This is a genomic window from bacterium (genome assembly GCA_024228115.1).
In the GTDB taxonomy this organism is placed as follows: domain Bacteria; phylum Myxococcota_A; class UBA9160; order UBA9160; family UBA6930.
Window position 1 is genome coordinate 1 of the sequence record JAAETT010000620.1, and the last position, 14,847, is coordinate 14,847.

Genomic DNA, 14,847 nt, shown 5'->3' on the forward strand with positions numbered 1-14,847 from the left:
CTTTTGACGGGCTCCGCCCGTCAAAAGTCAATTGTAAACCCCGTCCCCGCTTGTTGACTTATTCCTCAGTTGGAGATGGGTCGCATTTCTCCGGAGTTCAGGCGCCCCATGTAGTCGTCGAGTGCAGCGCGGATCTTGCCCGAGAGCATCACGACGCCGATGATGTTTGGCACTGCCATTCCGAGGATCATCAGGTCGCCGAAATCGAGGACGGCCTGGGCCTGGAAGATGGCACCGAGCCAGGCGAAAGCCAGGAAGAGGGCCTTGTACAGGGCGATGCTGCGCAAGCCGAAGAGCTGCACCCAGCATTGTTCGCCGTAGTAGCTCCACGAGATCATCGTGCTGAAGGCGAAGAGTACGGCCGTGATTCCGAGCACGACCTTGAACCAGGGGAAGGCGCTCTCGAAGGCCCAGCTGGTCATGGTGATGCCGGAGAGGCCTTCTTGGAGGTGCGCTCCGGTCACGACGATCACGAGGCCGGTCATGGTGCATACCACGATCGTGTCGATGAACGGCTCGAGCAACGCCACGATGCCTTCGCGGATCGGCTCGTCCGTGGCCGCGGCGGAGTGCGCGATCGACGCTGAGCCTGTGCCGGCCTCGTTCGAGAACGCGGCGCGACGGAAGCCCTGGACCATCGCCCCGATGACGCCCCCGGCGGCTGCGGTGGGGGCGAAGGCCTCGCGTAGGATCGTGCCAAACGCGGCGCCCAGCTCACCGGCGTGCATGAGCAGGATGACGGCACCGGTCAGCACGTAGATCGTACACATGATCGGAACCAGATAGCCCGCGACCTCGCCGATTCGCCTGATACCGCCGACGATCACCAATCCGACGATCGTGGCCAGAGCACCGCCGAAGAGGATTGCACCCGTCGTGTTGTCGAGCATCGGGACCAGGCTCGCGAACTGGGCGAAGGATTGGTTCGACTGGAACATGTTGCCGCCGCCGAAGCTGCCGCCGATGCACATCACCGCGAAGACCACGGCGAGAATCCTTCCGAGCCTGGCATATCCCAACTCGGCCAGGCCGTCGCGCAGGTAGTGCATCGGGCCACCGGAGACGTGCCCATCTTCGCGAATCGTCTTGTACTTCTGCCCGAGCGTGCACTCGGCGAACTTGGACGTCATGCCGAGGATTCCCGCCATGACCATCCAGAAGATGGCTCCTGGTCCGCCGACTCCGACGGCAACGGCCACGCCAGCGATGTTGCCGAGCCCGACCGTGGCCGAGAGAGCCGCGGAGAGGGCCTGGAAATGGGAGATCTCACCGGTCTCGCCTTCCCTGGTGTAGCGCCCCCGCACGCAGTCGATGCCGTGGCGGAAGGCGCGCACGTTCACGAACTGGAAGCGCAGCGTGAAGAAGGTGGCACCGAGCATCAGCCAGACGACGACGATCGGCAGCTGGATGCCGTCATCCCAGAACGCCAGATCGAAGAAGAGGACTGCCGCGACCCAATCGACCAGAACGGTCTGGAAGAGGCTCTCGAGGGTGGCAAGGAAACCCGCGTTCTGTTCCATGATCACGTCGCTCCCGGGGTCGTCGGGCCCGAAGGGGGAGCGGGCCGTGATGGGTGGATGGCAGGTTCAGGGGTCTTGTCTAGCATAAGCGGTCCTCATGACGGCAGCGACCCTTTCCGAGCATGCATCCAAGACCCTTTTGGCCGAGCACGGCATCCCGATCTCTCGCGAGGCGGTGGCGGCCGATGCTGCGTCGGCCGCTGATGCGGCAGAACGGATCGGCTTCCCGGTGGCCCTCAAGCTTTGTGGCGACAGCATCGCTCACAAGACCGAACGCGATCTGGTCCGGCTAGGCCTCGTCGACAAGGCCGCCGTGCGGAATGCCGCCGAAGACCTCCTGGCAAGGGCGACCCCCGAAGACGGCCCGGTCGAATTACTGGTCGCGGAGATGGTTGCGGGTCGTCGGGAGTTGATTGCCGGCCTGGTCCGCGATCCTCAGTTCGGCCCCTGCGTCGTGTTGGGGCTCGGTGGCATTCTGACCGAAGCCCTCAAAGACGTTGCGTTTGCAGCAGTGCCCATCGATCGGAAGGCCGCCCGCGGTTTGATCGGGCGGTTGCGCGCCTCGCATCTGATCAGCGAGCCTTTTCGCGGGGAGCCGGCTGCTGATCTCGATGAACTTGCGGATGTGTTGGTTGGCCTTTCCCGTCTTGCCGAGGCCCGGCCCGATATCGTCAGCGTGGACGTCAACCCGCTGATCCTTCGAGATGGAAAGCCCGTGGCGGTCGACGGCCTGGTCGAGTTGGGCGGAGCGGCAGCACCGGAAATGGACCCGACTGCGACCACAGGTTCGCAGCGGCCAACGGGTTCGACCGCGCCCGCAGGTTCGCCGCCGCCGACGGATGCCGAGTTGATCGAACGCTTCCGCCCGCTCTTCCATCCTCGGGGCATCGTCATTGCGGGCGTTTCTTCGCACCCCGGGAAATTCGGGTTCGTGACGTACCACAACCTTCTGCGCTTCGGTTATCAGGGGAAGCTCTTCCCTGTGACGCGGGATGGCGGAGAGATCCTGGGACGACCGACGCTGGCGGGAATCTCCGAAGTGCCTTCGGGCGAGGCGGACCTCGTCTTCGTCTGCACGCCCTACCAGGCGAACATCGAATTGCTGCGGGCCTGCGCCGAGCGCGGAATCCGCGCCGCGTTCATCGCAAGTGGTGGCTACGGAGAGGCCGGCGAAGAAGGGCGGGAGCGCGAGAAGGAACTCGTCCGGGTCGCAGGCGAACTCGGCATGGTCGTGGCCGGGCCCAACGGCCAGGGCGTCATTTCGACGGGTCCCTCGATGTGCGCGCAGATCGTTGCGCCCTACCCGCCGGCCGGTCGGATCTCGGTGGCCAGCCAGAGCGGCAACCTGGTTTCGAGCTTCCTCAACTACGCCGTCCTCACGGGCGTTGGAATCTCCAAGGCCGTCTCTGCGGGCAACTCCGCCCAGACCAGCCTGCCGGATTTCCTCGAGTACTTCGCGGCGGATCCGGAAACGGCGGTTGCACTCACCTACCTGGAGGGAGTCCCCGACGGGCGTCGCTTCGCCGAGGCGGCGCGGCGGGTGACGGCCAAGAAGCCGTTGGTGCTGGTCAAGGGGGGTGTGGCAGCCGAAGGCAAGCGGGCGGCCGCCAGCCATACCGGTTCCCTCGCCAGCGACGACCGGGTCTTCGATGGCATCGCGCGGCAGGTCGGCGCCATTCGCGCGCCAAGCGTGGAGCACGCCTTCGAGTGGGCCGCGACGTTCGCCACCCAACCCTTGCCACGGGGCCGGCGTACGATCGTGTTCACGACCGCGGGCGGATGGGGAGTGCTGGCGGCGGACGCTTGCGCAGAAGCGGGTCTCGAGCTGATGGCGTTGCCGGAAGATCTGCGCGCCAAGATCGACGGCATGGTCCCGCCGCGCTGGAGCAGGAGCAACCCGATCGACCTGGCCGGCGGCGAAACCCGGGACACCATCCCGGAGGTGCTCGACCTGATCTGCGCCCATCCCGACGTCGATGCTGTCATCCACCTCGGGCTCGGTATCCAAGCAGCACAAGCCGAAGCCTTCCGTTCCGGCGAGTTCCACCCGGATTTCGGGCTCGACCGGATCGCCGACTTCCACGCGCGCCAGGATCGCCGCTATGCCCAGGCTGCCCGCGAAGCCTCGGAACGGCACGACAAACCCGTACTGAGCGCCACTGAGCTGGCCTATACCGATCGCGCCTACGGCAACGCGGGCCCCGTTGGCGTCCGCGAAGAAGGCCGCGTCTGCTACTCGAGTGCCCACCGCGCCATTGCCGCGCTCCGCGCCCTGGTCGACTACGCCGAATTTCGCCGCGGCTGAACGCGACCGGGGGACGCCACCGTTCGGGTCAGAGAAAGATTCCGGGGTCGACGTCCACGCCGATCGGGCAATGGTCGGAGCCCCGGGTGTCCGGGTGGATGAAGGCGCCCTGGACGAAGCGCATGGCGGCAGCCGAGGCGAGGACGTAGTCGATTCGCCAGCCGATGTTCTTCTCGCGCACGCCGAAGCGCTGACTCCACCAGGAGTAGTGCTCGGGCCCGGGTTCGAAATGCCGGAACGTGTCGACCCAACCAGCGTCATGCCAGCGATCGATCTCCTTTCGCTCGATGGGCAGGAAGCCGCTGGTCTCGCGGTTGCCCTTGGGCCGCGCCAGATCGATTTCCCGGTGGGCCGTGTTGAAATCGCCCATTACGAGCACGCGGTAACCGCCGCGGCGCATGCGGTCGAGCCGTTGGAAGAGAGCACGGTAGAAGCGCAGCTTGTAGGGCACCCGGCTGTTGTCCCGGTTCTTGCCGCTTCCGTTCGGGAAGTAGATGTTGGCGATGATCAGGCGTCCGAAGCGGGCGAGCTGCACGCGGCCTTCGTCATCGAAGCTACGCTGGCCGAGCGCCGTCTCCACGGCATCGGGTTTTCGCCGCGCGTAGAGGCCTACACCGCTGTAGCCGGGGCGCTTGGCGGCCGAGAACTCCGCATGCCAACTGTTGGGCGTCGTCAGGCTGGCGGAGAGCTGGTCCCGATTGGCTCGCACTTCCTGCACGCCGACGATCTCCGCGTCGGAGCGATCGAGCCAACGCCGAAAACCCTTCCGTTCGCAGGCGCGCAACCCGTTCACGTTCCACGAGAGTATTCGCACGGACATGGGTGAACGGCTCAGCGATCCGGATCGAGGTAGGTGTACTCCCAGAGGCCCTGGTCGTAGCGGCGGCGGAGCAGGCGGGTTTCTTCGAGACTGATGTCGCCACGTCGAAGGGCGCTCTCGGTGAGCCGCCGGACCTTCTCCTTGAGGGTGCTCTGGTCGTATTGGACGTAGGCCAGGACTTCGCGCACGTCATCGCCCTCGACCACGTGCTCGATCTCGTAGCCGCCGTCGTCGGAAAGACGTACGTGCACGGCATCGGTATCCCCGAAGAGATTGTGCAGGTCGCCGAGAATCTCCTGGTAGGCGCCCATCAAGAACATGCCGAGGTAGTAGGTGGCCCCATCTACCGCGTGCAGCTCGAGCACGCTCTTGACGCCATGCACGTCGATGAACTGATCGATCTTGCCGTCGCTATCGCAGGTGAGATCGGCGATCACGCCACGCTGCGTGGGCTCTTCGTCGAGGCGATGGATGGGCATCAGCGGGAATAGCTGCTTCACGGCCCAATGATCCGGTGCGCTCTGGAAGACCGAGAGGTTGCCGTAGTAGGTGTCGGCGAGGGCCTTCTCCAGGGGCCGCAGATCCTCGGGAACCTCCGGAAGCTCACGCGAAAACCGCTGGATCTTGTCACAACACGCCCAGAACCATCGTTCGATCCGGGCGCGATCGCGCAGATCGAGCTGGCCGTGGGCAAAAAGGGTGGCGGCATCTTCCTTCAGCTGGATGGCGTCGTGGTAGCACTCGAGGAGGTTCTTGTGGTTGACGGCCTCGAAAGTCTCCTCCAGATCGCGGAGGAGCTTGGGGTCGTCTTCTGCAACCGGCTGAGGGCGCGCGTTGGGCTTTACATCGTTGACGCCGAGCACGTCGAAGAGCAACACGGAGTGGTGGGCGACCATCCAGCGCCCGGCCTCGGTGACGAGATCCGGATGCGGCACATCCTTCTCGTCACATACCTCCTGGATCGCCGAGACCACATCGTTTGCGTACTCCTGCAACGAGTAGTTCTTGGACGAATGGAAGTGCGTGCGCGAGCCGTCGTAGTCCACGGCAAGCCCGCCGCCGACATCGAAGAGCGAAGGGCGGGCGCCGAGTTCATGCAGGCCGGCGAAGATGCGGCTGGCCTCGCGAAGTGCATCCTTGTGCGCGCGGATCGTCGTGATCTGGGAACCGATATGGAAGTGCAGGAGCTCCAGACACTCCAGCATGTCTTCGTGTCGGAGGCGGTCGACGGCCTCGACGATCTCCGCCGCCGTGAGCCCGAACTTCGAGCGATCTCCCGAGGATTCGACCCATTTCCCCGCGCCGCGGGCGGAGAGTTTCGCGCGGATGCCGATATGGGGGCGGATGCCCAGCTCCGTGGCCACCTTGATGACCAACTCCAACTCGTGGTAGCGATCGATCACGATGATGGGTGTGCGGCCGAGCCGTTGGGCCAGCAGCGCCGTTTCGATATAGGCGCGGTCCTTGTAGCCGTTGCAGATGATCAGGGCTTCCGGGGTATCGAGCAGCGCCAGGGCGATCAGGAGTTCGGGCTTGCTGCCGGCCTCGAGGCCCAGGCAGCAATCCCGCCCCAGTTCGACCATTTCTTCGACGACGTGGCGCTGCTGGTTCACCTTGATCGGATACACGCCCCGGAAACGGCCGCGGTAGCCGTACTCGCTGGTCGCCTTTCCAAACGCGCCGGCCAGGTGATCGATCCGGCTCTTCAAGATGTCCGAGAAGCGCACCAGGAGCGGCGTGCGCAGGCCCCGCTCGCGCAAGTCCTTGACGAGGTCCGGAAGCGCAATGGAGGGTCCGCCTGCGCCGCGGGGCTGTACCTGGAGATCGCCGTTCGCGTCGATCTCGAAATACCCACGGCCCCAGTTCTCGACGTTGTAGAGCTCCCGGCTGTCGCGAGTCGTCCAGCCGTGCATCAATGGCTTCCCTTCGGAAGCGGTTCGTCCCGTTCTTCGCCGGTACGAAGCTCACGAACCCGGGCCACGCCACGGGAGAGTTCGTCCGGGCCGATCAGGTAGATCCGCTCGGCACCCGCCCGATCTGCGTCCGCCAACGCGCGCTTGGGCTTCATCTGGCCTAACACGAGTTCGACGGATTGGCCGGCCAGGCGCAGGCTCGACGTCAGGGCCTGGGCTTGCGGGCGTTCCGCGTCGCTGAAGGGAAAGACCACGGCCTCGAGCGTGCGAGGGAGCTCCGGGAGCAGGCCCTTCTCCTCGAGCAGTTCGGCGATCACCGCATCGCCGAAGCCAAATCCAACGGCGGGAGCCGGCTTCCCGCCGAGACTTTCGAGCAGCCGGTCGTAGCGTCCGCCTCCGCAAACGGCCCGTAGCTTCCCTCCGGTGTCGAAAGCCTCGAATACGATTCCCGTGTAGTAGGCGAGGCCTCGCACGACCGACGCGTCGAAGACCACGCGATCCGCGATGTCGTAGCCCTCGAGCAACGCGAACAGGCGTTCGAGATCGGCGAGCGCCGCAGAGCCCGCAGGCGCGCTCTTGCGCGCTTCTTCGAGGCCGTCGACCTGGAGCAGCGCGACCACATCCAATGCGTCCGGCTTCGGCAAGCGGATGGCACCGTCCGGATCCGCCAGCTGATCCACGACGGCGTCCGCGCCGATCTTGTCGAGCTTGTCGATCACCACGCAAAGCGGCTCGAAGGCTTCGGGGCGGTCCCCCAGGAAGCGTTCGCGCAGAGTTTCCTCGAGCAGGGCTCGGCTGTTCACGCGCATGCGCACATCGCCGGCTCCGAGGCCCATCGCGTCCATCGCGCAGAATGCCGCGTTGATCAGCTCGGCTTCGGCGGCCACGCTCGGCTCACCCCAGACATCCATGTTCCACTGGTAGTGCTCCCGGCGTCGCCCCCGGGTCATGCGCTCATAGCGCCAGCACTGGGGGATCCCGAACCAGCGGATCGGAAAGCGCAGGGCACCCTGACGGGCCATCACCATCCGGGCGAGAGACGGCGTGAACTCGCTGCGCAGGGCCAGGTGCCGATCGTGAAGCTCGAAGTGGTAGAGCTGGTCCACGATCTCTTCACCGGCCTTGCGCATGTACAGCTCGGCGTGCTCGACGATCGGCGCGTCCACCTCTTCGAAGCCGAAGCGCCGGGCGGTCTCGCGCCAGATGTCGAAGAGCCAGTTGCGCAGGCGCAGCTCCTCCGGGAAGAAATCCCGGGTTCCGCGCGGAGGCTGGGTGTTGATCTTGGCCACGGCCAGTCGGTAACACAGTCTCCCAGGCAAGCCAGGTCAAGCCCTTTTGGCGGAGAACCGAAACAGGCACGCGGGGTTCCGAGTCTGCTACACCCCCTCGCCTCGGGGCCGCCCAGGCTCCCATACCCTCAGGAGATCACCGTGGTCCGTCCCATCCTGCTCGTCCTTTCGATCGTCATCGGCCTGGCCCTGGCTTGCGGCTCGGCCGAAGAGCCCGCCGCCAAGGCTCCGGCGGCAGCCGCGAAGCCTTCCCCCACGGCCGCGAAGTCTTCCCCTGGAGCGGCGCCCAAGGTGGCGGCTCCGGCGGATCTGCCCCTCGGCCTGCTGGTCGCCATCTCCAGGTTCGAGCGGCAGGACAACAGGCCGCTGCCCAAGAGCGAACTGACGGTGCTCGTGCGCGAGGGCGGCAAGTGGACGACGACGCAGATCGACGATCCGGACAGCAACGTCTTCCACAAGGCGATGGTCTACACGCCCCCGGGCCAGGCGCCGGGCATCCTCACGCTGGGGGGTAGCGAGGCGGCTCTGAAGCTCTGGCGAAAGGGCGCTGATGGCCAGCTCGCGCCGGTGGAGACCCTGTGGAAGGAAGACTTCGGCGGCAAGTTCAGCCGCATGCGCGACGCCGAGGCAGGCGACCTCTTCGGAGATGGCAACTCGGCGCTGGCCGTCGCGACCCACGACCAGGGTGTCTTCGCGGTCGTGCGGCCGAAGCAGGGCGGTGGCTACGACGTCATCAAGATGGATGCGGAGCCCAACAAGTTCATCCACGAGATCGAGATCGGCGATCTCGATGGCGATGGTGTGTTGGAGGTCTACGCGACGCCTAGCGATCCCAACAAGCTCGATGGCAAGCCCCAGTACGGCGAGGTCGTGCGCTACGTCCCGGCCACGAACGAGGGGCGCGTCGTCGTGGCGGATCTGGGCGGCCGCCACGCCAAGGAGATCCTGGTCGATGACGTAGACGGCGACGGGCGGGACGAACTCTACGTCTCGATCGAGGCCGCCGAAGGCGGTGACCTGGAAATCCGCCGCTACGACGCGGGCACAGACCCGAAGGCTGGCCACACGGTTGCGACCCTCTCCGACCCGATGGCGCGCTTCCTCACGGTGGGTGACGTGGAAGGCGATGGCGCAAAGGAAATGGTGGTCGCGGCCAAGGATTCCGGCCTGTGGATGCTGCGCCCGGGAGCGGATCCGAAGGCGGCCTGGGAGAAGTCGCTCATCGATGCGAAATCCAAGGGTTTCGAGCATGCTGCGCTGCTCACCGATCTCGATGGCGACGGTCGTGACGAGCTCTACGTCGCCAGCGACGACGACAGGGAGGTGCGTCGCTACGCCTGGCAGGACGGCAAGATCGACCGGGCAGTGATCCACAAGCGAAGCGGAACCCTGCCGATCCTCACCTGGAACCTGATGCCCGTCCCGGTGGAGTTGGTCCGCTAGCCGGAGGCGGGGACGTTCTTTCCGCTGTTTCCGTTACTCGGTTTCCCGCGAAGCGGGAAACCGAGTAACGGAAACAGCGGAAAGAACGTCCCCGCTTCTCCGCTTCTCGCTAGTCCCGGGCGACCTTCACCATCGCGTCGAGTGCGATCTCGATGCACTGGCCCATGTTGCGGTCGAGGTCTATCTCGGCCGGGCCGGGCCAGGGTGTGCGGTCGGAGACGACGCAGATGCAGCCGGCCCGAACGCCGAAGAGGCTGGCCAGGGTGAGCAGCACGCCGGATTCCATTTCGCAGTTCTGTACGCGGGCGGCGCGCAGATCGGCGATGCGGTTCGGATGATCAGCCGTCCAATAGTCGTCGACGCTCATCGATCCCATTCCGCCGCTCTCCGTGAGGACAGCGTTGCGCATGTAGAAGGCGTCGAGGCTCCAGGTGATCCCGGCGCGGCAGCGGGCGCCCCGCTCCTTCGCGGCCCCGAGCAGGGCCCCGACCAACTCGTGATCGGCCACCGCCGGATATTCGGGCAGGACGTAGCTACGGCTGGTGCCGTCGTCGCGTACCGAGCCTGTGGTGACGACCAGATCCCCGAGTTCGAGGTCCGGTGCAAGGCCGCCGCTGTTGCCGATGCGGATGAACGTATGGGCGCCGAGCTTCACCAACTCCTCCAAGAGGATGGCCGTACTCGGAGCACCGATCCCGGTCGAGGCGGCGGCCATGGGCATTCCACCCCAGTCGCCCGTTACGACGCGATACTCCCGGACGTTGCAGACCTCGGTCGCGCCTTCCCAGCCCCCCGTGATGCGATCGATCCGGGCCGGATCTCCGCACAGGAACACATGCTTCGGAACCTGGCCGGGGGTGAGACCGGTGATCGGTTGGGCGTTGCTCACGTGGGAAACCTCCTGAAAGATGAGTCGAGCGCGCCGGAGGCTGGCCGACGAGGCCCCTCGTGGCAACCCGCCGGATGCTCCAACCCCGCGAGAACGCAGCGCCAAACCACCGGCAGGCGGTGTGCAGAGGAGGCCAACGCCGAGCGCCAACGCTCAAGTTTTCTGCGTGAGGCCCCGACTCCCGGGAGCGCCGCGTTCGGCGCTGAACTTGTCACTGCGTGAGCCTCCGGCTAAGGGTGGCCGGCCCGAGCGGGCAGATCGTTCGATGCGGAAGACACGCCCCGAGGGGAATCGGGAGAGAGGACTGCGGCGGTGGCGAAGGCGCTGATCATCACAGAGAAACCGAGTGTGGCCCGCGATATCGCGGAGGCGCTGGGCGGTTTCCAGGAAGAAGACGGCTACTGGGAGTCCGAGGATCGGGTCATCACCTTTGCGGTGGGTCACCTGTTCGAGCTGCTCGCACCCGAAGAGGTGGACGAGAAGTACAAGCGCTGGACCCTCGACGTGCTCCCGATCATTCCCGAATCGTTCTCGCTCAAGAAGAAGAAGGGGCAGAGCGATCGCATCCGCACCATCAAGAAGCTGGTCGAGCGCGAAGATGTCGACCGCGTGGTGAACGCCTGTGATGCCGGCCGCGAGGGCGAGCTGATCTTCCGGGAGGTCGTGAAGTTCCTGGGGGTCGAGAAGCCCATCGATCGGCTCTGGCTCCAATCGATGACGAAGAACGCCATCCGCGAGGGTTTCGATTCGCTGATCCCCGGCAGTGAGATGGAGGGCCTGGCCCAGGCCGCGGAATGTCGGGCCTGGTCGGACTGGTTGATCGGCATGAACGCGACCCGCGCGCTCACCAAACGCTTCGCGAGCCGCAAGGAGCGGACGGCCTGGTCGGCCGGTCGCGTGCAGACGCCGACCCTGGCGCTGCTGGTGGAGCGCGAGCTGATCGTGTTGGCGCATGTGCCCGTGCCGTACTGGAAGGTGGCCGCGACCTTCGAACACGGGGGCGAGACGTATTCCGCCACCTGGTACGACCCTGCCTTCAAGGCCGACGAAGACGACCAACGCAAGGACGACCGCCTCTTCGACGAAGCCCGCGCAACCGCCATCGTGGCTGCGGTGCAGGGCCAGGCGGCCGAAGCGAGCGAGACCCGCAAACCCTCGCGCGAATCCGCACCGCCGCTCTTCGACCTCACCAGCCTGCAGCGCGAGGGCAATCGACGCTTCGGCTGGAGCGCACGCCGGACCCTCTCGGCAGCCCAGCGCTGCTACGAGGGCCACAAGCTGCTGACCTACCCGCGGACCGATTCGAGGTGCCTGCCGAACGACTACCGGGCGAACGTCAACGAAGCTCTCCAGAGCTTTGCGGGTACGAAGGATGGCCCGGGAAGTGAGTTCGCCGAGAGTGCCGCGCGCTTGCTGCGCGATGGGCTCCAGAACGAGAAGCGCATCTTCGACGACGCAGGTGTCTCCGACCACTTTGCGATCATCCCTACCGGCAACGCGCCGCGCAGCGAGCTCACAGGCGACGACAAGCGTCTCTACGATCTGGTCGTGCGCCGTTTCCTCGGTGCGTTCCACCCGCCCGCCCTGTGGGAGCGGGTCGAGCGCACGACCGTTTCCCAGGGCGAACACTTCCGCACTCGCGCCCGGGCCCTGATGGAGCCGGGCTGGCGTGCGGTCCTGCCGCCGGCGCAGGAAGACAGCGAGAGCGTGACCTTGGCCCCCCTCGCGCCTGGCGAGAGCGAGGTGAGTGGCGTGGCGGTTGCGACCGGTGAGGTCGAAGCCAGCGCCGAGGAGACCCGCCCGCCCGCGCGTATCACGGAAGGGCGGCTGCTCTCCTTGATGGAGAACGCAGGCCGCCAGGTGGACGACGAGGACATCGCGGCCGTGCTCCACGAGAAGGGGATCGGCACGCCCGCCACCCGGGCCGAGACGATCGAGAACCTGATTCGCAAGGGCTACGTGGTGCGCGTAGGCAAAGCGTTGCGTCCCACCGTGAAGGGAATTCGCTTGATCGACAGCCTGAACCGGCTCTCGATCGATCGTCTCGCTTCGCCCTCGTTGACCGGCGAGCTGGAACAGCACCTCCAACAGGTCGAGCGCGGAGAGCGGACGGCCGCCGGATTCATGGAGGAGGTCGAGACCTACGCCAAGGAGGTCGTCGAGCGCGCCAAGACCTTCGGCTACGAAGAGCTCTACGGCAACGACGAGCCGATCGGCAAATGCCCCTACAGCGGGCACCCGGTCGTCGAACAGGCCTGGTTCTATACCTGCGAAAAGGATCCGGACCTTCCGCGGGAGGCGAAGGCCAAGGAGGATTGCCCGCACGAGAACTGTCCGCTCCTGCTCTGGAAGGACACCTCGGGCCGCTACATGGATAGGGCCGCCGCCCAGGCCGTCCTCAAGGATGGGCAGACCGGGATTCTCGACGGATTCACGGCTCGCAGTGGGCGCACCTACAAGGGCCACCTCGAGCTCGATCGCGATGAGGGCAAGGTCAAGGTCGTTTCCGAGGGCTGGAACGACGAGAGCGCCAGCGATATCCCGGAATACGAAGTGAACACCGAGCCGCTCGGGCCGTGCCCGTGCGGGGGCGATTGCCAGATCATCGAGACATCGACCCAGTACATCTGCCCGAAGAAGCTCGAAGCCGACGCGCTGACGGCAGCCTTCAAGGCCGCCAAGAAGGAGGCCAAGGCGAAGGGCGAGCCCGCGCCCGAGAAGCCCGAGCTCCCGGAGACCAGCGGGTTCATCTTTCCCCGGACGGTCTGCAAGCGGGAGATCACGCGGGACGAGGCCCAGTACTACCTGGCGAATGGCAAGACCGAGCTCTTGACCGATTTCACGTCGCGCTTTGGTCGCCCGTTCTCGGCGATCCTGGTGTTGAAGGAAACGGGACGCCACGGTTTCGAATTTCCGCCGCGCGGGAAGAAGGCGGATGCGGAGGGTGACGCAAAAACCACCCGAAAGAAGACGACCAAGAAGACGACGAAGAAGAAAGCTACGACGAAGAAGACCACGAAGAAGGTCACTCGAAAGAAGACTGGGGCCAAGACCACACGCAAAAAGGCCGCAGCCAAAGCGACTCGCAAGAAGGCGACCCGGAAGCCCGCGAAGAAACCGGCGACGCCCAAGGCCACGAAGCAGAAACCGAAGTCGAACTGACCCATCCGGCCGGGTCCTCCCAGCCCCCTTGGGGGCAAAGCCCGGCGCCCCCGAAACTCATTTCGGTTGTTTTCTCGGGATGTTCGGCGTATACGTGCAAACTGCTGAGTCCAGCGTGATGGGGCCATGTGGCAGCCATGAGGCGTTCGGGTTCAGTGCGGATCGGTCCGGAGGGGCTGGCCGCGGCAGAAGTTGTTGGGGGAAAGCGCACCGGACGTTTGATTCGACGTCGCATTGGTCGAGGGCGGGAGCCTTCGGTCGCGGCGTGGGGGCAGAGCAAGCGATCCGGTCATCAGGAGGGGTCATGTACGCAGCGTTTGCAGCTCGCCGGTTGCGAGGTGCGCTCGGCGCACTTCTGTTCGTCATGGTTTCGATGCCGGCAACGGCGATCGATTTCTGGGACGGCAAGCTCGAAGTCCACGGATTCTACGAGCAGCAGATCCGGTCCATCTGGGACGATTTCAGCGGCGCGGACGATTGGGATCTCACCCAGTGGTATCACGTGCTGAACCTGGAGATCGAAGCTGACATCGCGCCGGATGGGTTCGGCCCGTTCGACGCGGTAAGTGCGTTCGCCCGCGTCGAAGCCCGCTTCGACTGTGTGTGGCGACGCGGTTGCTGGATGTTCGACAACGTCGACGTGTACGGCGATCGATCGGGGCGTCTGCCCGCCCGAATCCAGAGCGGTCACGAGAGCGGCTTCTCGGGTACCCAGTTCACCGGGAACACCCGTCGGGAGTTCGACCACAGCATTCAAGGCCTGGCCTTCCGCAACAAGGACGCGAACCTGCCCGGCTCGCGGCGTGCGGTGAGTTCCCAGGGATCGATTACCTACAACGGCTTCTGGGGCGCCAGCGCTGGCCTCGATGGAATCCTGGATGACATGGTCACCCCGGATAGCGACGACCCGGCGCAGCTCTTGTTCTCGGACATCAGCGAGTGTCGATTCGCCAGCCGCCGTACCCGCGGCCCGGTGAACGGCCACGGGAACCAGCAGCTCGTCCACAACATCAAGTGCGACATCGACCCTCTTCATGATACGAAGAGCACGCCGAACCCGTTCCGGGCCCACGATTTCAACGATCGCGTTCTCGCGGGTGCTGGCGGCGGCCTGGCCCTGCCGCTCCGTCCCGCGCCCGAGGCGCGCTTCGACTCGGGCGCGCCGGACTACGTCCCCAGCGGCATCTGGTACCCGAACGAGCGGCTCCAGCAGGCGCTCAAGGACGGTGACTTCGATTCCTTCGACCAGAACTTCACGATCAACGAGCTGCAGTGGAATCGCGGCGCCTCTCAGCAAGACGAGAAGGAGCTGAAGGAGGCCTACGTCGACCTCGAGATGTTCGATAGTCGGCTCTGGATCCGGGCAGGCAAGCAGACCATCGTCTGGGGCAAGACGGAGCTCTTCAGCACGACCGATCAGCTGAACCCGCGAGACCTCGCGTTGGCCACGCTGCCGACCCTGGAAGAGAGCCGGATTGCCCAGTGGGCCATTCGTGCGGTCTGGTC

The 14,847-nt window shown here is 65.5% G+C and carries 9 protein-coding genes; 4 read left to right on the plus strand and 5 right to left on the minus strand.

Annotated features, from left to right (window positions below):
- Positions 1–65: 65 nt before the first annotated feature.
- Entirely contained in the window at positions 66–1,520 is a 1,455-nt protein-coding gene (locus GY937_25810; protein ID MCP5060133.1) for an alanine:cation symporter family protein, read from the minus strand.
- A gap of 97 nt (positions 1,521–1,617) precedes the next feature.
- Between GY937_25810 and GY937_25815 the strand changes: the two genes are divergently transcribed.
- Complete coding sequence (locus GY937_25815) at positions 1,618–3,825, plus strand: hypothetical protein (protein MCP5060134.1); 2,208 nt, start codon at positions 1,618–1,620, stop codon at positions 3,823–3,825.
- 28 nt (positions 3,826–3,853) lie between these two features.
- Here GY937_25815 and xth read toward each other — a convergent pair whose 3' ends face one another.
- The 3 genes from xth to hisS are packed head-to-tail and all read right to left on the minus strand — an operon-like array spanning position 3,854 to position 7,847.
- On the minus strand, positions 3,854–4,639 hold the full coding sequence (gene xth, locus GY937_25820) for an exodeoxyribonuclease III (GenBank protein ID MCP5060135.1): 786 nt from the start codon (positions 4,637–4,639) through the stop codon (positions 3,854–3,856).
- A 17-nt stretch (positions 4,640–4,656) separates the two neighbouring features.
- Positions 4,657–6,558, minus strand: a complete 1,902-nt coding sequence (gene speA / locus GY937_25825) for a biosynthetic arginine decarboxylase (GenBank protein ID MCP5060136.1) — start codon at positions 6,556–6,558, stop codon at positions 4,657–4,659.
- Complete coding sequence (gene hisS, locus GY937_25830; GenBank protein MCP5060137.1) at positions 6,558–7,847, minus strand: histidine--tRNA ligase; 1,290 nt, start codon at positions 7,845–7,847, stop codon at positions 6,558–6,560. Before hisS ends, speA begins: the two co-directional genes overlap by 1 nt.
- A gap of 141 nt (positions 7,848–7,988) precedes the next feature.
- On the opposite strand from hisS, the gene GY937_25835 reads away from it, so the two are divergent.
- The gene (locus tag GY937_25835) at positions 7,989–9,290 is read left to right on the plus strand and encodes a hypothetical protein (protein ID MCP5060138.1); all 1,302 of its coding nucleotides are present in this window, start codon (positions 7,989–7,991) and stop codon (positions 9,288–9,290) included.
- 109 nt (positions 9,291–9,399) lie between these two features.
- On the opposite strand, the gene GY937_25840 is transcribed toward GY937_25835, so the two are convergent.
- Complete coding sequence (locus GY937_25840) at positions 9,400–10,179, minus strand: nucleoside phosphorylase (protein ID MCP5060139.1); 780 nt, start codon at positions 10,177–10,179, stop codon at positions 9,400–9,402.
- 312 nt (positions 10,180–10,491) lie between these two features.
- Here GY937_25840 and topB point away from each other — a divergent pair, with 312 nt between their 5' ends.
- Both topB and GY937_25850 read left to right on the plus strand, forming a co-directional pair.
- Complete coding sequence (topB, locus tag GY937_25845) at positions 10,492–13,341, plus strand: DNA topoisomerase III (protein MCP5060140.1); 2,850 nt, start codon at positions 10,492–10,494, stop codon at positions 13,339–13,341.
- A gap of 304 nt (positions 13,342–13,645) precedes the next feature.
- Positions 13,646–14,847, plus strand: a 1,202-nt coding sequence (locus GY937_25850) for a hypothetical protein (GenBank protein MCP5060141.1), incomplete at its 3' end; no start/stop codon positions are given.

Excerpts from the sequence above, each read along its gene's own strand:
- speA (MCP5060136.1), bottom strand. The coding sequence starts at position 6,558 with ATGCACGGCTGGACGACTCGCGACAGCCGGGAGCTCTACAACGTCGAG.
- GY937_25815 (MCP5060134.1), top strand. The coding sequence starts at position 1,618 with ATGACGGCAGCGACCCTTTCCGAGCATGCATCCAAGACCCTTTTGGCC.
- GY937_25810 (MCP5060133.1), bottom strand. The coding sequence starts at position 1,520 with ATGGAACAGAACGCGGGTTTCCTTGCCACCCTCGAGAGCCTCTTCCAG.